The organism is Paraburkholderia sp. GAS448 (assembly GCF_050435685.1).
In the GTDB taxonomy this organism is placed as follows: Bacteria; Pseudomonadota; Gammaproteobacteria; order Burkholderiales; family Burkholderiaceae; genus Paraburkholderia.
Genome location: NZ_JBNDKT010000001.1, coordinates 238,302 through 256,759, shown reverse-complemented (window position 1 = coordinate 256,759; position 18,458 = coordinate 238,302). Strand labels below are relative to the sequence as shown.

The window sequence follows — 18,458 nt, the reverse complement described above, 5'->3', positions numbered from 1 at the left end:
TAAACAAATACCAGATACCGCTATGAGTCAATCACTTCTGGAACTCTTCACGCGCCAGTTTCGCCTCTGCAAGCTGCAGCCGACGGAAATGGTCGCCATCATCAGCGAACACGGCCAGAAGCAGGATTATGTCGATGCAGCCGTCGGCGCAGCCCGCCAGATCGGCGCGGGATCACTCGTGCTGACTGCCTCGAGCCTGTCAAGTCCGTCGCTGCCGCCATATGAATCCGACGGTCGCGAAGTCGGTGCGCTGCTCGCCGCTGCAGGCGAATGCGATCTGGTGATCGATGTGACCGTGGGCGGGCTCATACACTCCGACGTGCGCACGCGCATCACGGGCAATGGCAAGCGCATGCTGTTCGTGGCCGAGCCGGTACCGGTTCTGGAGCGTCTGGTCGGCAACGACACGCTTCGTGCACAGGTGGACGCAGCGGGCGAAATTCTGCGTGCGGGTTCGGTCATGCATGTGACGAGCCGTGCCGGCACTGACTTGCGCTACGACATTTCGGGTACCGACCTGCCGATCACGCGTCAATGGGGCTATGTCGACGAGCCCGGCCGCTGGGATCATTGGCCGAGCGGCTTCATCGCGTGTTTTCCGCGCGACCGCACCGCACAGGGCACGATTGTGCTGCAGCCGGGCGACGTGATCATTCCATGGCAGCGCACACTGCAGAGCCGTGTCGAACTGACCATCGAGCGAGGTTACATCACGCGCATCGATGGCGACGGACTTGAAGCATTCCAGCTGCGCGACTACTTCGCGCGCTGGAATGACCCCGAGGTCTACGCGCTTTCACACGCAGGCTGGGGCCTGCATCCGCTCGCAAGCTGGGCAGCGCTCGAAGTCTACGACCCCCGTTCGCTCTATGGCCAGGAGTTGCGCTCAGTCTCAGGCAACTTCATGTGGTCGACTGGTGCGAATCGCTTCGCAAACCGCGAGACGCCGGCTCATCTCGACGTGCCGATGCATAGCTGCACGGTGCGTGTCGACGACCTCAAGGTCGTGTCGGACGGCGAACTCGTGCGCCTTTAATTCGATCCGGGCTGCGGCCTGGATCCATCGGGACAAGACATGGATCGCAAAACACTCGAATCGGCCATTCTGGCGCTTGGGCAGTCTACTACGCTGCTGGAACAGTTCAAGGCTGATCCCACAGGTATTGGTGCAACGCTTTCGCTCGACGCATACTGGGCCGATGTTATTTTCCGCGGTAATCGCAGTCGCTTGCGCGCGGCCGGCGTGAACGACGGCATCACGATTCTCGTCAGCCGTTGGTTTAAGGACGACCTCGCCGACTCGACCAGCTCGGATGCGTATCATGTCGAGCCCTCGCTTGCGAGTTCGCCGCGCAATGTGCCGAAGCAACTGGTGTTCGCGGGCGGCTGCTCGCATGTCCCCGACCTGCTCGCGCGTCCGGAGATTGACCCATCCGACGCCGTGGCTCGCCTGAAGGCCGGCTATGTACGCTTACGCGAGCAGCTCGGGGCGGCGCGCCCCGATGTGGTGCTCGTTACGTCCGACTGCCACTTCCAGAGCTTCAACACCGCCGCATTCGTGGTCGGAACGGCCGCACAACACACCGGCTCGATGGCCTTTTTCAAGCGTTCGGACATCGACCTGACGGTCAAGGGCGCGCCTGAATTCGCCGCGGACATTGTCGACGCGGTGCGTGCGAAGGGCCTCGAGGTCGAGGCGGCGCCGCGCGTCGAGCTCGACCATGGCCAGATCGTGCCGCTGCGCCAGGTGCTGCCGCGTCCCGACCTGCCTGTGATTCCGATCATTACGCAGCCGGCCCGTGGCTTCTCCCCGTTCAATGCACGAATGTTCGGCGAAGCGCTGCGTGACGCGATTGAGGCGAGTGGCTTGCGTGTCGCGGTATTGGCGACGGGGGGGTTGTCCCACTGGCTCGATCCAGGCAAGTACGGTCACGTCGATACCGAATTCGACAAGTACATCCTCGATATGCTCAAGAGCGGTCGCGGCCTTGAACTCGCGAACCTCGAACCGTTCGCGCTGCTCTCGCATGGCCAGTATGAGTTTCTGAACTGGCTGATCATGCTCGGTGTGGTCGGTGACGCGGTGCCAGCGGAAGTATATGCGTATGAGCCGATGCAGGCATCAGGTGGCGGCTGGACGGTTGTCAACATGCTTCTTGAAGAAGAGGTGGCGGGATGAGTGGAGGGAATGTTGCGGGCCGTGAGTTGCGTGTGGCCCTGACGCAGATGCAGCCGTCTCTGGATGTTCGACGCAACCTGCGCATCGTGCTCGAACTGGTGCGCCAGGCAGGTGAGCGGGAGGCCGACCTGATCGTGCTTCCGGAGAACGCGTTGTGCATCGGCAGTAACCAGAAAATGCGCGAAGCGGCAATTCGTCTCGACGGACCCGAACTCGACGCGCTGCGGGCGGCCGCCCGGGAGGTGCGGGCAGTCGTGGTGCTGGGCGGCGCGAAGTGTCTCGGCAGCGACGGCGAGATCCGCAATTCGGCGCTCGTGATCGATGCACAAGGCGAGATCGCCGCGTGCTACGACAAGCTACATCTGTTCAATGCGACAGTTGCCGGTACGGTCTTCAATGCCTCGGCAGTCGAGCAGGCGGGCGATCACATGCAGATCGTCGAGGTCAAGGGCGTGAAGGTCGGCCTGAGCATCTGTTACGACATTCGCTTCCCCGAGATGTACCGCAGTCTCGCCCGCGCGGGCGCTCAGGTGCTGCTGATTCCGGCGGCATTCACTTACACTACGGGGCAGGCGCACTGGGAAGTCCTGGTGCGCGCCCGTGCGATTGAAAGTGGCGCATATGTGATCGCCTCGGCGACGATTCGCGGCGATCATAGTGCGCAGGAAGGCTTTGAGACTTGGGGGCATGCGCTCGCGGTCGATCCGTGGGGGGCGGTGCTTGCCGATCTCGGTACGGCTCAGCAGGCAGTGCAGATCGTGTCGCTACGTATGAGCGAGGTGGAACGGATACGCACCAGCCTGCCGGTGCTAGGCGGTGGCAGACATGACGTTTATGGTCAGCAGCCGGCATCCGCTGTGATTTCCAAAGGAGAAGGAGATGCCTGAATCTGGGCCAGACCGCACGGGCTCCACCGGCGAGCCGAATCATGCGTTCGCCATTGCGAATGAGTTTACCGGTGTCTGGGTGAGCAAGGTACGGACCGCGCAAGGTGATCGGCTCGAGCTCTTTGTGCCGAGCCTTGGCAAGCGTATCCAGCTTGACCCGATGCAGCTCGAAGCGATCGTCACGCTGAAGGCTGAACGGTTTTCGGAATTCCTGGCCCTGGTGATGGAGCGGGATGGGCCGGATTGAAGCGATAAATAACAGAAGGGGAAGATCTTGGTAAAACGTCCAGGTAATGTGGTTGACGCCATATATCAGACCTTGCACGAACGGATTATCAATGGCGTGTATCCACCGGGCGTGAAGATGTCCCAACTTGAGCTTGCCGAGGACCTCAAGGTGAGCCGCACGCCTCTGCGCGAGGCACTCAACCGCTTGCAGTCGAATCGACTTGTGGTTGGCAATAGCAATCGTGGTGTCGAGGTCGCCGCCGTGCGACCCGAAGAGACCGAACAGTGGTACGCACTACGCCTGATGGTGGAGCCCACTGTGATCGCCGGCATCTGCAGTGATCTGTCCAGGGATGATCTCGCGACGATGCGCAGCGCGTTGGACGACATGGATCGCAATCGCGAGCGCACCAAGGACTACCAGAAGGCACACCATCGCTTTCACGCTGTGGCGCTGCAGCATTATCCGAACGTGATCCACGAGATGATCGAATCGATCTATCAGCAGATCATGCGGCACCAGCGCGCCTATTTTTCCCGTCCGCGCGCGGCGGAAGACTTCATTGATGTCGACCGGCTATTTCTCGATGCGTTGAGCGAAGGGGATGCGGTGAGTGCGCGGCACTTGCTCGAGTTCCATCTGATCGATGCCGCGTTTGGCTTGCTGTATGACGTAGATCACGACTATGTGCCGAAGTCTCTGCTGATGATTGCGCGTGGCCTCGGCATCGAAATCGAATGCGATGATTCGGGGATACCGAAGCGGCCGGCCAGAGTGACATGGACTGCCCGCGAATCGGCCGTTCTGCCCGCTCTGCGCACCAGTAATCTCGAGTTCGTGGCTCCGTCTACGGCTCGTCCCAAGGGCAAACATACAGTCACAAAACGGAGGTAAGACGATGAACTATCGCATCGGTATGGTGGTGCCGAGTTCTAACACCACGATGGAAACTGAAATTCCAGCAATGCTGCGCGCACGCGAGCTGTTCTATCCGGACGAGCGCTTTACGTTCCACGGCTCCCGCATGCGCATGAAGCATGTGACTCCAGAAGAACTCAAGGCAATGGATGCCGACTCGTTGCGCTGCGCGCAGGAGCTGGCTGACGCACAGGTAGACGTGCTGACGTACGCGTGTCTCGTTGCGATCATGGCACAGGGTCGCGGTTATCACCGGGTCAGCCAGGACAACCTCAGCAACATCACGAAGCGGGATAGCGGCCACGGCATTCCGGTCGTTTCCTCGGCCGGCGCATTGGTTGAGGCACTCAAGCATCTTGGCGCTAAACGCATCTCGGTAATCGCACCGTACATGAAGCCACTGACCGGCCTCGTCTGCGATTACATCGCGGCGGAAGGCTTCGAAGTGCACGATGCGTTGAGCCTCGAAGTGTCGGATAACCTCGCAGTCGGACGGCTCAATCCACTCAATCTCGTCGATCTGTCGAGCAAGGTTAGTACCCATGGCATCGATGCACTCGTGATCAGCGCCTGTGTGCAGATGCCTTCCCTGCCAGCTGTGCAGCCCGTGCAGGATCGTTTCGGCATTCCTGTCCTGTCGGCGTCGGTCGCAACGACCTGGCGCGTTCTCAAGCAGCTCGGACTTGAGCCGCGCGTTCCTCAGGCAGGCAACCTCCTCGCTTGACCCTCCAGGGTCGTCCCCTGCGCGACGACAACGGAGCCAACCCCCGCCAAAAATGAACCATCTTTTCAGGGTTAGTCCGGATTTTTGATGTGTATACAGTTTTGGATAAACAAATGAATATATGTAGGTGTGTGCTGGTTCCGTGATTTTGTCGATCAATAACGCAGAAGGGGTGACTATGAGTACTGTGCAGAACAGCGGGCAGTCTCCGCTGAAAGTGACTTACCAGGAGGACCCGCGGGTAGCTGAAGAGCAACGGGACACCGAATACGGTGGCCATATCGTGCCGCCTGGTGCACGTGTCAGTCGTGGCGCACTGGCTCTGTCTGCGTCGTCGCTGATCAGCGGTCTGGTGTGGCTGTTTTATGGCGCTTTGGTTGCGAGTCTGGTTGGCACACACGAAGCGATGATCGGCATGCTGGTGTCGCTGGCCGCATTTATCGTGATCAACTGGCCACTTGCGAAATGGGGCACCCGGCACGGTCTGGACGCAACGCTGATGAGCCGCCGTGTATTCGGATTCTCGGGCGCGGCGTTGATATCGTTGTTGACCGCTGCAAATGTGACGTACTACGCCGTGTTCGAAAGCAGCGTCGTGGCTTCGGCCATGAAGGGCTATTTGGGCGGACCAAATCTGCGCATCTGGTACCTGATCGTGGTCGCAGCGATGCTACCGCTGATGCGAGGGAGCGTGCAGACCTGGATGGGTAAGCTCAACGGCATCCTGCTGCCCCTGTTCCTCGCTGGTCTCGTCGCGTCGGTGGTAGTCACGGGTGTGAACAGCGGTTGGAACATGAACTGGACTTCCACGAAGGGCGTGATTCCACCGCAGGCGCTTGGCATTCCTGGATGGCTGTTTACCTGTGTGCTCTATATGGGCACCTGGTTGCAGATGCCGCTCACGCTTGATTTCTCCCGCTTTGGCCGTCCTCAGGATCTCGGCTTTCATCGAGGCGTATCGTTCGGCTTCGTGTTCTTCGCGTTCTCCTACTTCATCAATGGCGTCGTTGGCATCTTCCTGGTTCAGGCCTCGGGCCTCGATGTGGCCGTCAACGAGGCGGGTGTCGTCAGCGCGATCCTCAAGTCCCTCGGGATTTGGGGCCTGCTGTTCGTGCTCGTCACGCAGGTTCGCATCAACACGCTCAACTATTACCTCGCATCGATGCACTGGCAGCGTCTCGCGAAGCGCTACCTCCGGCTTGATTTCTCGCGTCTGACCTGGGTGCTGTTGACAGGTATCGTCGTGTTCGGGCTGATGCTGACGGACGTGTTTGGTTATCTGCAGCGTGCGCTGATGTGGCAGGGCGTATTTATCGTGAGCTGGGTCGGTATCGTGATGACCCACCTGATTCTGACACGCGAGGATCGTGAGGGCGGGCCTGAATTCCGTCCAGGCCGCTTACCATCCGTCACCGCGGGGCTGGCTGCCTGGCTGGCGGCATCGGTGATCGGCATCGCCATTGCTGAGAACAAAGCGGCGTTTCCTGTAGCCTCGAATCTTGCTCCGCTGATTACGCTGGTTGCGAGCGTGATGCTGTACCTGTTGGTGCGTCGCCAGGTGCTCAGGTCCATGCCGAATCGCGGTGATGATCCGCGCCATGCGGTGAAAGACCCCTGGGGTGCGTACATCGGCTGCCATGTGTGTGATCGCTCGTATCTGGTCATGGAAATGGACAGCGATCCGAGCGCCGGTGGTGCGGGGATCTGTGCGGTCTGTGCCATGAATCGTGGTCCATTCCGGCTGGCTTGCCTGCCGCGGGAATCCAGGCCCACGGTTGTGAGCGACGTGCATTGAGCTCTATCTCGTCATGATGTCGAGGTTCCTCGCACGCCACGTTTAACGCGCTATGCCTATTTGCACGGCAGCGTTCCCGATGAAGACATGCATGACGAGCCAGATAATTCTCCATTCACATAGGAATCCTCTATGAGTTTCGCCACGTTGTTTCGTGCCGGCCAAATCGGTAGTCTCGAACTGAAGAACCGCATAGTGAAGTCGTCGCAGGCAACGGCGACCGCGAACCCTGACGGCACCGTCACGCAGCGTACCGTTAATCACTACAAGCGCCTTGCCGAGGGCGGGGTAGGCCTTGTGATGGTCGAGTACAGCTATGTCGACGACGACGCAGCGAAAGCGCTTCATAACCAGTTGGGCGTGAGCCGGCGCGAGCATGTCGCGGGCCTTGGCTGGCTGGTCGACGAGGTACATGCGGCGGGTGCGAAAGTCGGACTGCAGATTGCGCACGGTGGTCGCCAGAAATTCCTCGCGACCGCGCCGATCAAGAGCGCGTCGGACGTATCGTGGGACGAGATCGAGCGTCAGTACGGCGTCCGCCCGACGCCGATGACGCATGAGGAAATTGATGGTGTCGTGCGCGCGTTCGGCGATGCTGCTGCGCGTGCGGTGGCTGCGCGCTTTGATGTGGTCGAAGTCCACGCAGGTCATGGCTACCTGATCACGAACTTCCTGTCGCCCCATACAAATCGCCGCACCGACGAGTACGGCGGAAACTTCGAGAACCGTGCGCGCCTGCTGCTCTCGATAGTGAGCGAGATCCGCCTGCGGATCGGCTATGTGGTGCCGCTCAATGTCCGTTTGTCTGTGGTCGATTACGAGCCGGACGGCATCACAATCGAGGAAACCGTCGAGCTGTGTCGCCTGCTTGAACAGGCCGGCGTCAGTGCGATCCACGCGTCCGGCGGTCACCATGCCGGCATGGAGTACGAGGTGAGTCCGTGGTACATGCCGCGTGCGCTGCACCGCTGGGGCTGGGAAAAGATCCGCGAGGCCGTGAAGATTCCTGTGATCGCATCCGGTTCGCTGGTCTCTCCGGTTGTCGCATCGGAAATCGTGGCTTCTGGTTCAGCGGAATTCGTGTCGCTTGGTCGCGCGATGCTTGCCGATCCAGACTGGGCGAACAAGGCACGTGAGAATCGTCTGCTTGACATCGTGCCGTGTATTCGCTGCAACGATGGCTGTCTGCACCGTGGCCTGAACGAGGGGCGAAGCACGGGCTGTACCGTCAACCCGTCGATGGCCAACGAGTACAAATTCACTCTCGAGCCCGTGGAAACATCGCAGCGCGTTGCAGTGGTCGGTGGTGGTCCCGCTGGCTTGCATGCGGCCGCTGTGCTTGCCAGGCGCGGGCATTGGGTGACGTTGTACGAGGCAGAGGAGCTCGGCGGCAAGCTCCGCGTCGCGACGCGCTCGCCGCGCAAGCAGGATGCGGCGGCGCTCCTTGCGCATCTATTGCACCAGGCAAAGCACCCGAACATCGAAGTCGTCAAGGCGCAGGCCACGGTCGAGCTGCTGCGTCAAGGCGGATTTGCCCGCGTCGTGCTGGCCACTGGCGCGAAGCCTCGTAAAACGGACTGGAAGGGGGAAGGCAAGTTGCCAACCGTATTGGCTGCGGGCCTCAAAACGACAGACCAGCTGAAAGGCCCAATCGTCGTGGTGGGTGGCGGTTTGAGCGGATGCGATACCGCGCTCTGGCTTGCCCAGTCTGGGCGCGCCGACGTGACGCTGGTTGAAGCAGAATCCGGCCTGCTGTCACACGGCGAAGTGTTCACTGACGTAATGGGCATGCCCGGTCTGCTCGATAAGGCTGGGGTGAAGATTGAGGTCGGCGCTGCGGTTTGCGGTCAGGACACAGATGGCATCTGGGTGCGCAAAGGGGAGGCTGAGCCACGCCATATTGGCGCTGCAACGTTGGTGCTGGCCACAGGTTACGAGCCTGACGGCGCGCTGCTCGAGCAGCTTCAGCGGGAACTGCCCGGCGTTGAGGCAATCAGGATTGGCACGGCACGTGCCGGGTCCCGGTTGTTCGATGCACTGCACGATGCGTTCTTTGCGACACGGATCTTGTAAAGCGCACGCAGGGCTGGCGCCGCGAGGTTTTGGGGCGGCGCGGCGATCCTGGATACCCGATGGAGTTGGTGAGAGCGAATCGGTTCGATCGAGACCAATGATTGAATCTGTAGCTGGCGGTCAGTAGCGGGGGCACGCGTGGGTATGCTGAAAGCGACGGAAGCGCTTGTCACTGGAGCTGGACGCGGAATTTGTCGGGTGTTATGTAGCACTACGCATCATAGAGGTGATCCAACTGATGTTTGAAACCTTCGCTTCCTGGTATTGCCTGTGATCGAACAACTCTCGTTGGGCATCTTGAGCAGGCATGGTTTCGACACCTTACCGAGCATCACGAAGTTTTCTTCACTAATAAGGTTACAAGCGATGAGACTGAAAAATAGGCAGTCGGTGTTATTGATTACGGCGAGTCTGGCCGCGCCCGCTGCGTTTGCGCAGAGCAGTGTAACGTTGTATGGCATATTGGATGCCGGCATTTCGTGGGTTAGCAATCAGGGTGGCCACTCTGTGACCAAATTCGACGACGGAATCAACGCACCGAGTTTCATTGGGTTGCGTGGATCGGAAGATTTGGGAGGTGGAACGAAGGCGATCTTCGCGCTCGAGTCTCAGATCGCGATCGGCAGCGGTAGCAATATCCCAGGTCAGGGCATTTTTGGGCGGCAGGCGTATGTCGGACTCTCGGACGAGCGACTTGGGACGCTAACCTTGGGTAATCAGTTTGATTTTATTTACGATTCGTTCGCTGGCGGGCACAACGAGCCGGCCGTCCTGGCCGGCGGACTTTACAATTTCCGCGGTGGTCCATTTCAGGCATTGGGTTTGCCGTCCAGTAATTCGAACGGCGCTGCTAACCCAAGCGGATCGAGTGACTGGGACCGTGGTGCAGGTGAGCAGGTGTTTAGTGCAGTCAAGTACAAATCTCCTGTTTTTCGTGGTATGTCGTTCGGACTCCTATATGGCCTGGGTGGCGTGCCTGGAGCGTTTAGTAAAGGTTCAACGTTCAGCGCGACGCTGACGTACGCATCAGGGCCGTTAGGATTGGCAGCGGCCTATACTGACGTGCGGTATCAGGGAGCTATCACGACAGGTGATGTAGAGCCGTTCCGGACATGGGGCGTAGGGGGACACTACGACTTTGGCTCGGTCACGACCGCCGCATTGTTTACCACCACGCGCAATGTCAATTCTGGGGCATCGGTCTATGCGGCGGAGGTCGGCGCAAACTGGACGATCACGCCCGCCGTATCACTGGGTGGTGAGTATTTGTACATGAAGGGCAATGATGAACTGAACAATGTCCATGCGAACCAGTTCGGCGCGACGCTGAGTTATCTGCTTTCGAAACGCTCGCTGATTTATGTGCAGGGTGTCTATCAGCGTGGCAGCGACGGCGCACATGCTCAGATCAACGGCGTTGAACTACCTGAGAGCCTGGGCGCCTCAACCACGCCGACTCAGGCGATTGCACGCATTGGCGTGCGCACCCTGTTCTGACACCGTGTTCAGGCAATGGAACCCGCCGACCTAACGGAATTTATTCAATCTGGAGAAGCGCGCTCTCAATTCTGAAGTGCAAGACCTTGACTTGTATAAAGTGTTGCGATGGAAAAAGGATACCAACATCCAGCCTGAAGAGCGGCTGACGATTGCCAGGCTACACCTGCAGGGTTCAAGCATCCGGGCCATGGTCCGGATGCTTGGGCGCTCAACTTCGACCATGAGCTGCCAACTGGCCGGAAACAGCGTGCCTGACTGCTATGTTTGGGTTCCGGCCAGGCGCTGAGCGTCGCATGACTCAATCCCATAGCAGTGGGGCGATGATGGCTGCTACGGGAGGACGGTGGCGCTTGCGCTGAAGTTGCCGTTTGTTTGATGGCTTGCAGTTTTTTTCATAAACCATAAGTCCGCATTTCTTTGCGATAAACCATAAGCCAAGTTTCCTGGTTCATATTGTGGTCTATTCGTCAGCCACGCACACAACGAAACCCCGCATACACATATTGATATCGCGGCTGAAACCAGTTGCGGAACGTCGGCCGCAACATGCATGCCGCAGTACGCGCCGAACCGCCCTTGAGCACGTAATGTTGCCCATCGAAGAAGTTGGCCGAGTAGCCCAGATAAAACGGAAACGCTTCGAAACCTGGCAGCGCGTCGAACGGGGTCGACGTCCATTCCCAGCCGTTGCCGAACTGACCTTCGACGCCGAACGCGCTCACGTTGTCCGGATGGCTATCCACAGCCTGTGGATCCCAGCGGCGGAAATCGAAATTGCCCGAGCTCGCATGCGGCGCGCCGTGCGAAGCGCGTTGCCACTGCGCTTCAGTCGGCAGCGACTTGCCTGCCCAGCGCGCGTACGCGCTGGCTTCAGCGTGGCTCACATACACCGGCCAGTCGGCTGGCAACGGGATCTCGTCGAACATCGTGCGTAGCATCCACATGCCATCCCGCTGCGACCAGCCCGCAGGATGTTCGATGTGTTCGGCTTCCTTCCACGCCCAGTCCTTGTCCGTCCAGAACGAGCGCTCGCGGTAGCCGCCCGCATCGACGAACGCGCGGTACGCGCCGTTGCTCACCATATGCCGGTCGATCTCGAACGCGGGCACGTCCACGCGCTCCTCGCCAAACTCGTTGTCCCAGCCGAACTCGCCATCTTCCCTTGGCATGCCGAGCATCGTCGAACCGGCCGGCACATGGACCATCGAGTCGGCGATCACGTGAACCGGATCGGTCGTCGCGTCTGAAATTTCCGGTGCGATTTTCTGTGCAAGCGGCAGTTGATGCAGCATGTACGCAAGCGTCTCCGCATGCATCAGGCGGTGCTCGATTGCGACATGCAGCAGTTGCTCTGCAGACCCTGTCCGCATGCCCTCATGCGCGAGTTCGAATGAAGCGAGGTGTTCATCGATCTGCGCGCGGGCGCGAGCAGCATAGTCGCGGACGGTGTCGAGCGATGGCCAGTCGCCGGGCTCGTCGGTGGGGAAGCCACCGTCGACAGGATCGATGCCGAATGCAAACAGCTGATCGAGTTGCGGACTGAAAGCGGGCAGATCGAACAGCCGCTGATCCAGAAGATTGCGGTCGAAAGCTTCGAGATGTCCGATGTAAAACACGATCCGGTGACGCTCGCGGATCGGCCGTTCGTAGAGGAATTCGGGTTTGACGACGGCGAAGAGTGCGTCGCTGACGCGGCGCGCTTCGATAAGCCGATGGACAAGCGGATGCTGGAGGGCGGGTTCGCGATTCATTGCGCCGGGTCTCCTTGTGGAGGTCAGTCTGAAACTGTACCTGCGCGCAGAACACATGCCAAGGCGAATCGACACTCCGTGCGCCGCGGCGGAGCGGCAACGAAGCGGCGCCGGAGCTGACTTACAGGTGCTGAAGACCTTCGAAATCGACGATGCGGATGAACTTGCCCTGGGTGTCGAGCAGGCCGCGCTTTTGAAATCTTGACAGCGTCCGGCTGACCGTTTCGAGGGTCAAGCCGAGGTAGCTGCCCATGTCTTCGCGCGTCATCCGCAGATTGAATTCGTTTGACGAATATCCGCGCTGCGCATTGCGTCTGGACACATCGAGCAGAAACGCGGCGACGCGCTCGTCAGCGCTGAGCGATCCCAGGACCATCATCTGCCCTGCCTCGCGGACGATCTGTTCGCCCATCAGCTTGTGAAACCGGTCCTGCATCGAGCCGATTTCCCGACACAGACGCTTGAGCGCAGCGTAAGGCACGATGCACACCGAGCTGTCCTCCAGCGCAACCGCGCTGCACGCGTGCACCCCGTCGCTGATGCCGTCGAGACCGAGGGCTTCGCCCGCGATGCGCAGGCCCGTCACCTGTTCGCGCCCGTCCCGATGTGCCATCGACGTCTTCAGCGACCCGGAGCGCACCGCGTAGAGGTTGTCGAACGGATCGCCGCCGCGATAGAGCGCTTCGCCGCGGCGGATCGTGCGCGCGGTACAGATCAGCGCTTCGAGCTTCGGCACGTCGCTGGCCTCCATGCCCTGCGGCATGCAGAGGTGCCGCATTGCGCAGGTCGAGCAGCGAGCTGCATCGCGTGCCGCGCGAACCGGACGGGCGGCGCGGCGAGGCCGGTTCGCGGTGGGCGGCGGAAAGGTTGCAGTGAGCATGATCGGAACCGGTCGAGTGATGGTGCCCTGATTGTCCCACCCGCCCGGCGCGGCCCTTCGCGACAAAACGACGCGTCGATAGGCAGCGCGCGACGTTGAGCGGCGTCATGGTTTTCCGCACCACGCGAGGGCGCATCCCCGCGCGAGCGCGCACGACCGTCTCACCGTGCGACGCCGGGCCGCTGCGGCGGCGGTCAGGCTAGACGCCGCCGGTTTTCTCCGCAGGCGGCTCCCGGCCGGCTGCCGAAGGCACGAGCAGCACAGGCAAGGTTGCCTGCCGCACGACGCGCTCAGCGACACTGCCAAGAATCAGACGCTGGAAGCCACGCCGGCCGTGTGTGCCCATCACGAGCAGATCGGCCTTGAAGGCGTCGGCGGCGTTCAGGACCAGAACTGAAACGTCTTCGAGCGAAGAGGCTTCGCCGGTTACCAGATCGCCCTCTATGCCCTTCTCGCGCATCGCCTGGACCAGCTCGGCGCCCAGTTCCTTGCCCTGCTCGACCAGCCGGTTACGCAGGATCGACGGATCGTAGCCGGGTGCCTCGAAGTACATCGGTGTGTTTTCCACGGCGTAGAACGCCTCCAGCACCGCGCCATTCGACACGGCCAGGTCGAGTGCGGCATTGAAGGCGCGGCGCGACGTTTCGCTGCCGTCGACTGCTACCAGAATACGTGTGTACATGAGACCTCCGCAGCGGATGAACCAGATGGTGCGCGCAGTCCTTCGGGGAAGACAAGACGTCCCGAAGGACCGGTGCGGGATAGATGCATGTGCAGCGCAAGCTTAAATGATCCGTGAAAAGGACGCACTTTCCCATGATGTAAATCAAGTGGTTAGCCGACGCGGAGCGTGCCGCCGGGTCCGCCAACTCCCTGTCATATGGACTTCACAGCCTGTCGGTCGCCTTTGCTGGTCAAATATTTCGGTCAGGATGGAGGCCAGTTTGCCTTACAATCATGCTCAATTCAGACAAGCTGCTGCCATCGACGATGAACGAGCGCAAATCATCCGGGTTGCCCGACAGGATCTACGGGGACATCCTGAACCGTATTCTCGAAGGCGAGTACAAGGAAGGTGAGCGGTTGCCTACCGAGCACGCGCTCGCCGAGCGTTTCGAGACGTCGCGCCCGACGGTTCGCGAAGCGCTCGCCCGGCTGCGCGCGGACGGCATCATCAGCACCCGGCACGGTTCGGGCACCACGGTCGCGCGTCGGCCCGATCCGGACGTGCGCCGCTTTGCGCCGCTCGAGACACTGTCCGATATTCGCCGTTGCTACGAATTCCGCATCGTGACCGAGGCCGGCGCGGCCGCGCTCGCCGCGCAACAGGCCGAGGCCGACGATATCGCCGCGATCCAGCTGGCCTGGGACGAACTGGAGCGGATCATCGAAACACAGGGCATCGGCGCGAAAGATGATTTCGCGTTTCACCTGGCTGTGGCGCGCGCGTCGAAGAACCAGTTTTTCATCACCGTGATGTCGTTTATCGAAGAGCAGATCGTCTTCAGCATGAATCTGTCGCGCAATCTATCGCTTGTGAAAACGGTCGAACGGCAGCGCCTCGTGCAGGCCGAACATCTGGCCGTGCTCGAAGCGATCCGGCGCAAGGATTCCGCCGCCGCCGGGCAGGCGATGCGTGCTCACCTCGAAAACGCCCTCAACCGCATGTTCGGTTCGTAATTCCCGCTGTTTTCCTGCTCTCCTGCTGGCTGCAGTCAGCTGCCTTTTGATCGCCGTTTTGTCTTTTGCGCGCCGCGAGGCGCCGTTCCGAAGTGAATCGTTCCAGGCCCCTGCCTTTCCGTGACGCGTTGCTGGCCATGCTCGGCATCGCACTCGTCAACATGCTGGTCGCGCTCGACCAGACCGTCGTGAGTACCGCGCTGCCATCTATCGTGTCCGAGTTGCGCGGCTTCGAGTTCTACGCGTGGATCGCAAGCGCCTATCTGCTGGCCTCGGTAGTGACCGTGCCGGTGTTCGGCCGCCTCGGCGACTACTTCGGGCGCAAGCGCTTCGTGCTTGCCGCCGTGATCGTCTTCACCGTGGCGTCCGCGCTGTGCGGCCTGGCGACGAGCATGCCGTTTCTCGTCGCCGCGCGCGGCTTGCAGGGCGTGGGCGGCGGGATGATGGTGGGCACCGCGTTCGCTTCGATTCCCGATCTGTTTCCCGATCCGCGTGCACGCGTGCGCTGGCAGGTCATCATGGCCGCGGCGTACGGGATCGGCACGGCGGCAGGGCCGTCGCTCGGCGGCTGGCTGAGCCAGCATTTCGGCTGGCGCTCGACGTTTCTCGTCAATCTGCCGGTTGGTGTCCTTGCGCTGTACTTCATCTGGGCGCACCTGCCGAACTACCGCCGCGAGACGACCGGCGAAGTGCGCATCGACTGGACCGGCGCGGTGCTCGTCGCGCTGGTGCTCGGCGGTTTCCAGATGTTCATCGAGGCGGTGCCGAAAGAAGGGCTGACAGGCGGCAACCTCGTGCTGGGCGCGCTGGTGATGATCGGCGCGGCAGCGCTCCTCGTCTGCGAGCGGCGCGCCACGCACCCGATCGTGCCGCTCGACCTCTTCAAGGACGCACAACTGGTCACGCTCTTCACGCTGTCGACGCTGTCCGGTTTCGTGATGTTTTCGCTGATCTTTTTCGCACCGCTGCTGTTGCAGGGCGGTTTTGGCCTGTCGCCGCAGCAGGCCGGCCTGCTGGCGACGCCGATCGCCGCGTGCATCGCGCTCGGCAGCGTGATCAATACGCGCATTGTGATTCACATGCCGAAACCGACGCTCATCCTGTCGATTGGTTTCTCGCTGCTGGTCGCCGCCTCGGTGGGGCTTGCGCTGGCCACGCCGGCCACGCCGCACGTCTATCTGGAGTTCGCCATGGCCGCGGTCGGTATTGGCCTCGGTTTCATCCTGAACAATCTGAACGTATTCGGGCAGGAGATCGCCGGCCGCGAGCGGTTCGGCATCACGACGGCACTGCTGCAGTCGACCCGAATGGTCGGCGGGATGCTCGGCACCAGTATCGTCGCGACAATCGTCAACCGGCGCTACCTCGCCGGCGTCGAGGATTCGTTGCGGGTACTGGGCGAGCCGGCGGCTTCGACTTGGCTGCCGCATCTGTCCGATCCGCGGATCCTGATCGATGAGACCTTGCGCGACTCACTGCTCGCGCATCTTGCCAAGGCAGGGCTGAACGGCGCGGGTCTCGTCGACGCCGCGCGGCATGTGCTGGTGCAGTCGATTCACATCGGCGTGATGCTGACGGGCGGCGCAGCGCTGGTGGCCGCATTCGTGGTGCGCCGGATTGCGCACATCACTTTCCGGCGCAGTGGCAGCTAGCGTCGCCCGGTGCGGGATCTGTCAACGTCGCGCCATGTTGTAGCGGCCGCTAACTGACCCGCCGGCCAGGCGTCAGGCTGCAGCCGCCATCGGTCCGAACAGCGCCGTGCGGGTCTGCGAACTCACGGCAATATCCAGCGCGACCGCGTTTTCAACGCCGATTCGCAGCGGCGGCCCAAGACGTTTGAGTTCGATGCCCGTCTTGCGCAGCAGGCGCTCGATCGGTGTCGTGGTGACCGTCACGTAGCGTGTGATGCCCATCCGGTCGGCGAACGTGACGAGTTCGTGGATCGCGTGCATCGTCAGGTCTGCGAAGCCGAATGCCTGCTCTTCGCCGTTGGTGTCGACCACAAAACGACTCAATTCCCAGATGTGGCGGCCGACCGGTGCGGCCTCGCCGTGCAGCAGTTGCGGAAACGTATCCTTCAGCATGTTGGGACCTTCTGTTGGCATCAGCCGCCAACATCCGCGAACCTCGCCGCTCCTGTTCTGGATCAGCATGTAGTGGGGACCGAGCGCGTCGTACCCGTCGATTTCCATTCCGGCGATGGTCGGAATGTCCCATCCGAGCCGGCCGTGAAAGACGCGGGCTCGCAGTCGGTACATTTCGTTGATGTGGTTGTTGTCGAAGTCTTGCCTCAAACCGATCCGGATAGCAGCTTGCATTTCGTTCTCCCATGCGAGTGGTCAACCCAATACGCATGAAAACTTATGCATTCTGGATGGAATTACTACCTACCTACCTGGATAGGTGTAGGGCGCGCACCAGTTCGGGAGAATCGTTGTGGGCAGCAGCAAACAACGGACGGACATCATGGAACAACTCGAGAATCACTGGCAGGCGAGTCATCACACGGACACCCACACCCGTACGCCGGATGGGCTGTCCGCTGTCGATCGCGTTTCGATCATCGCGTACCGGAAAAAAAAGAAGGAAAGCCAGCGGCGGTTCTGGGCACGGTTCGGCGTGACGCAGTCGCGTGGCAGCCGTTTCGAATCCGGTGCGGAAATTCCGGCGCCCGTGTCAATCCTGCTCGGGCTCTATTTCACGAAGACAATTTCCGACAATGACCTGGGCCGCGCAGAGCGCATCCTGCATGACAGCGGCGCCCGGGAACTGGTCAGTCTGGCTCAATGACGCCTAGCTGCGTGGCGATCACCGCCGCCGCGCGTCGCGAGTTCACGCCGAACTTGGTCCGGATGTTCTTCATGTGGAAGTTCACCACGGCTTCCGAGCAGTTCAGGATGTGAGAAATCTCCCAGGTGGACTTGCCTCGCGCGGTCCACCTCAGACATTCGAGCTCACGCGGCGTGAGTTTCGGAATGAACTCCTCTGCGTGTGCGTTCACATGGCGCTGGCTTGTGTCGATCACGACATCGCGCAACAGGACGAGATTCGGCAGGGCCGCATCGACGTGCCGCCAGAAGTCCTCAGTTGGCTGGCTATCGTTGACGAAGCACAGCATCCCGGCTTCCTGCCTCGGCCCGTGAATAGGCAGCGACACCCCCGCGCGCAGTCCGTAGGCGCGAGCCTCCTCATACATTGATTGCTGCGGCTCGGTCGTGAAGATTTCGGGCGACCAGACGAGTGGCGAAGCGCGCGTCGCACAATGCGCGACCGTCGGATCGATGTGCATGAGCCCCTGTTCGTCGTAGGTTCTTCGCCAGGAGGGTGAGTAGGTGCTGCGCACGAACGCGTCCTCCAGCCGGATGCCCGGGCGCGGCAGCATCGCGAGGAGAATCTGGTTGAAGCCCCAGTGATTGGCAAGGCGAGCTAGCGCCTCGAACCACGTCGCTTCATCGCTGGCGTTGAGCAGCGGCGACATCTGCTCAATGAAATTTAACGGCACAAACGGCTCCCTCAGATCGCGGCCGGCCAGGCTGCCGACATTGCGAAGCGGATTCGTGGCCCGCTGCAATCTACACGTTAATTTATCATCATTTGTATTTGGTAATTAACCCGATTCGTATCGGGTTGGGCGGCTACGCACCCGGCGTTCCGCAAGCCTCTATCCATAACCCTCCCGCGCAATGGGGCTCATTTTCCCGCTTGCCCTGCGCATATCGGTGTATTCCCCGAAAAATAGCGAATAAATGTAAGGATTGGGAATCGTTTATTAGAGTGGTTCAAGCATAAATAGATAATCAGGTCGTCACATTGTTTTGAACCCACGAATATCAGCGGGTTGA

17 protein-coding genes and 1 pseudogene are annotated in these 18,458 nt (G+C 60.8%); 13 read left to right on the top strand and 5 right to left on the bottom strand.

Annotated features, from left to right (window positions below):
- Positions 1 to 22: 22 nt before the first annotated feature.
- The 10 genes and pseudogenes from P3T23_RS01150 to P3T23_RS01105 all read left to right on the top strand — a co-directional run.
- Positions 23 to 1,036 carry a hypothetical protein gene (locus tag P3T23_RS01150; RefSeq protein WP_429314355.1) on the top strand — a complete coding sequence of 338 codons (1,014 nt, stop codon included), beginning with the start codon at positions 23 to 25 and terminating at the stop codon, positions 1,034 to 1,036.
- Positions 1,037 to 1,075: 39 nt separating this feature from the next.
- Positions 1,076 to 2,179: a hypothetical protein gene (locus tag P3T23_RS01145; RefSeq protein ID WP_429314354.1), complete on the top strand. Its 1,104-nt coding sequence runs from the start codon at positions 1,076 to 1,078 to the stop codon at positions 2,177 to 2,179.
- Positions 2,176 to 3,066 (top strand): carbon-nitrogen hydrolase family protein, encoded by an 891-nt coding sequence (locus P3T23_RS01140; protein WP_429314353.1) that lies wholly within the window; start codon positions 2,176 to 2,178, stop codon positions 3,064 to 3,066. The genes P3T23_RS01145 and P3T23_RS01140 overlap by 4 nt, the downstream gene beginning before the upstream one ends.
- On the top strand, positions 3,059 to 3,313 hold the full coding sequence (locus tag P3T23_RS01135) for a hypothetical protein (protein WP_429314352.1): 255 nt from the start codon (positions 3,059 to 3,061) through the stop codon (positions 3,311 to 3,313). Before P3T23_RS01140 ends, P3T23_RS01135 begins: the two co-directional genes overlap by 8 nt.
- A gap of 48 nt (positions 3,314 to 3,361) precedes the next feature.
- Complete coding sequence (locus P3T23_RS01130) at positions 3,362 to 4,189, top strand: GntR family transcriptional regulator (RefSeq protein ID WP_429314826.1); 828 nt, start codon at positions 3,362 to 3,364, stop codon at positions 4,187 to 4,189.
- 4 nt (positions 4,190 to 4,193) lie between these two features.
- Positions 4,194 to 4,937 carry a maleate cis-trans isomerase family protein gene (locus tag P3T23_RS01125; protein ID WP_429314351.1) on the top strand — a complete coding sequence of 248 codons (744 nt, stop codon included), beginning with the start codon at positions 4,194 to 4,196 and terminating at the stop codon, positions 4,935 to 4,937.
- 172 nt (positions 4,938 to 5,109) lie between these two features.
- Positions 5,110 to 6,732: a purine-cytosine permease family protein gene (locus tag P3T23_RS01120; protein ID WP_429314350.1), complete on the top strand. Its 1,623-nt coding sequence runs from the start codon at positions 5,110 to 5,112 to the stop codon at positions 6,730 to 6,732.
- Between the two features lie 132 nt (positions 6,733 to 6,864).
- Positions 6,865 to 8,805: an FAD-dependent oxidoreductase gene (locus P3T23_RS01115; RefSeq protein ID WP_429314349.1), complete on the top strand. Its 1,941-nt coding sequence runs from the start codon at positions 6,865 to 6,867 to the stop codon at positions 8,803 to 8,805.
- Positions 8,806 to 9,171: 366 nt separating this feature from the next.
- Positions 9,172 to 10,302, top strand: coding sequence for a porin (locus tag P3T23_RS01110; protein ID WP_429314825.1), 1,131 nt, complete (start codon positions 9,172 to 9,174; stop codon positions 10,300 to 10,302).
- 108 nt (positions 10,303 to 10,410) lie between these two features.
- Positions 10,411 to 10,585: pseudogene (locus P3T23_RS01105) on the top strand (helix-turn-helix domain-containing protein); the annotation flags it as partial.
- A 187-nt stretch (positions 10,586 to 10,772) separates the two neighbouring features.
- Here the strand turns inward: P3T23_RS01105 and P3T23_RS01100 are convergent.
- From P3T23_RS01100 to P3T23_RS01090, 3 genes are all read right to left on the bottom strand, one after another.
- A complete protein-coding gene (locus P3T23_RS01100) occupies positions 10,773 to 12,056 on the bottom strand; it encodes an SUMF1/EgtB/PvdO family nonheme iron enzyme (protein WP_429314348.1) in 1,284 nt (427 codons plus the stop codon).
- Between the two features lie 121 nt (positions 12,057 to 12,177).
- Positions 12,178 to 12,936, bottom strand: a complete 759-nt coding sequence (locus P3T23_RS01095) for a helix-turn-helix domain-containing protein (RefSeq protein WP_429314347.1) — start codon at positions 12,934 to 12,936, stop codon at positions 12,178 to 12,180.
- 199 nt (positions 12,937 to 13,135) lie between these two features.
- Positions 13,136 to 13,618 (bottom strand): universal stress protein, encoded by a 483-nt coding sequence (locus P3T23_RS01090; protein WP_429314346.1) that lies wholly within the window; start codon positions 13,616 to 13,618, stop codon positions 13,136 to 13,138.
- A 308-nt stretch (positions 13,619 to 13,926) separates the two neighbouring features.
- On the opposite strand from P3T23_RS01090, the gene P3T23_RS01085 reads away from it, so the two are divergent.
- Together P3T23_RS01085 and P3T23_RS01080 are read left to right on the top strand one after the other, a co-directional pair.
- On the top strand, positions 13,927 to 14,616 hold the full coding sequence (locus P3T23_RS01085) for a FadR/GntR family transcriptional regulator (RefSeq protein WP_429314824.1): 690 nt from the start codon (positions 13,927 to 13,929) through the stop codon (positions 14,614 to 14,616).
- A gap of 137 nt (positions 14,617 to 14,753) precedes the next feature.
- Positions 14,754 to 16,268: an MFS transporter gene (locus P3T23_RS01080; protein ID WP_429314823.1), complete on the top strand. Its 1,515-nt coding sequence runs from the start codon at positions 14,754 to 14,756 to the stop codon at positions 16,266 to 16,268.
- 72 nt (positions 16,269 to 16,340) lie between these two features.
- Here the strand turns inward: P3T23_RS01080 and P3T23_RS01075 are convergent, their stop codons facing one another.
- Positions 16,341 to 16,934, bottom strand: a complete 594-nt coding sequence (locus tag P3T23_RS01075; protein ID WP_429314345.1) for an acyl-homoserine-lactone synthase — start codon at positions 16,932 to 16,934, stop codon at positions 16,341 to 16,343.
- A gap of 148 nt (positions 16,935 to 17,082) precedes the next feature.
- Here P3T23_RS01075 and P3T23_RS01070 point away from each other — a divergent pair, with 148 nt between their 5' ends.
- Positions 17,083 to 17,406 (top strand): XRE family transcriptional regulator, encoded by a 324-nt coding sequence (locus P3T23_RS01070; protein WP_429314344.1) that lies wholly within the window; start codon positions 17,083 to 17,085, stop codon positions 17,404 to 17,406.
- On the opposite strand, the gene P3T23_RS01065 is transcribed toward P3T23_RS01070, so the two are convergent.
- Positions 17,390 to 18,094 (bottom strand): helix-turn-helix transcriptional regulator, encoded by a 705-nt coding sequence (locus P3T23_RS01065; protein ID WP_133666928.1) that lies wholly within the window; start codon positions 18,092 to 18,094, stop codon positions 17,390 to 17,392. The genes P3T23_RS01070 and P3T23_RS01065 overlap by 17 nt on opposite strands.
- Positions 18,095 to 18,458: the final 364 nt, after the last annotated feature.

What these genes read in the sequence shown, in the direction of transcription:
- P3T23_RS01150 (WP_429314355.1), top strand. Translation starts at nt 23, where the DNA reads ATGAGTCAATCACTTCTGGAACTCTTCACGCGCCAGTTTCGCCTCTGC.
- P3T23_RS01145 (WP_429314354.1), top strand. Translation starts at nt 1,076, where the DNA reads ATGGATCGCAAAACACTCGAATCGGCCATTCTGGCGCTTGGGCAGTCT.
- P3T23_RS01140 (WP_429314353.1), top strand. Translation starts at nt 2,176, where the DNA reads ATGAGTGGAGGGAATGTTGCGGGCCGTGAGTTGCGTGTGGCCCTGACG.
- P3T23_RS01135 (WP_429314352.1), top strand. Translation starts at nt 3,059, where the DNA reads ATGCCTGAATCTGGGCCAGACCGCACGGGCTCCACCGGCGAGCCGAAT.
- P3T23_RS01125 (WP_429314351.1), top strand. Translation starts at nt 4,194, where the DNA reads ATGAACTATCGCATCGGTATGGTGGTGCCGAGTTCTAACACCACGATG.
- P3T23_RS01115 (WP_429314349.1), top strand. Translation starts at nt 6,865, where the DNA reads ATGAGTTTCGCCACGTTGTTTCGTGCCGGCCAAATCGGTAGTCTCGAA.
- P3T23_RS01110 (WP_429314825.1), top strand. Translation starts at nt 9,172, where the DNA reads ATGAGACTGAAAAATAGGCAGTCGGTGTTATTGATTACGGCGAGTCTG.
- P3T23_RS01100 (WP_429314348.1), bottom strand. Translation starts at nt 12,056, where the DNA reads ATGAATCGCGAACCCGCCCTCCAGCATCCGCTTGTCCATCGGCTTATC.
- P3T23_RS01095 (WP_429314347.1), bottom strand. Translation starts at nt 12,936, where the DNA reads ATGCTCACTGCAACCTTTCCGCCGCCCACCGCGAACCGGCCTCGCCGC.
- P3T23_RS01090 (WP_429314346.1), bottom strand. Translation starts at nt 13,618, where the DNA reads ATGTACACACGTATTCTGGTAGCAGTCGACGGCAGCGAAACGTCGCGC.
- P3T23_RS01085 (WP_429314824.1), top strand. Translation starts at nt 13,927, where the DNA reads ATGAACGAGCGCAAATCATCCGGGTTGCCCGACAGGATCTACGGGGAC.
- P3T23_RS01080 (WP_429314823.1), top strand. Translation starts at nt 14,754, where the DNA reads ATGCTCGGCATCGCACTCGTCAACATGCTGGTCGCGCTCGACCAGACC.
- P3T23_RS01075 (WP_429314345.1), bottom strand. Translation starts at nt 16,934, where the DNA reads ATGCAAGCTGCTATCCGGATCGGTTTGAGGCAAGACTTCGACAACAAC.
- P3T23_RS01070 (WP_429314344.1), top strand. Translation starts at nt 17,083, where the DNA reads ATGGAACAACTCGAGAATCACTGGCAGGCGAGTCATCACACGGACACC.
- P3T23_RS01065 (WP_133666928.1), bottom strand. Translation starts at nt 18,094, where the DNA reads ATGTCGCCGCTGCTCAACGCCAGCGATGAAGCGACGTGGTTCGAGGCG.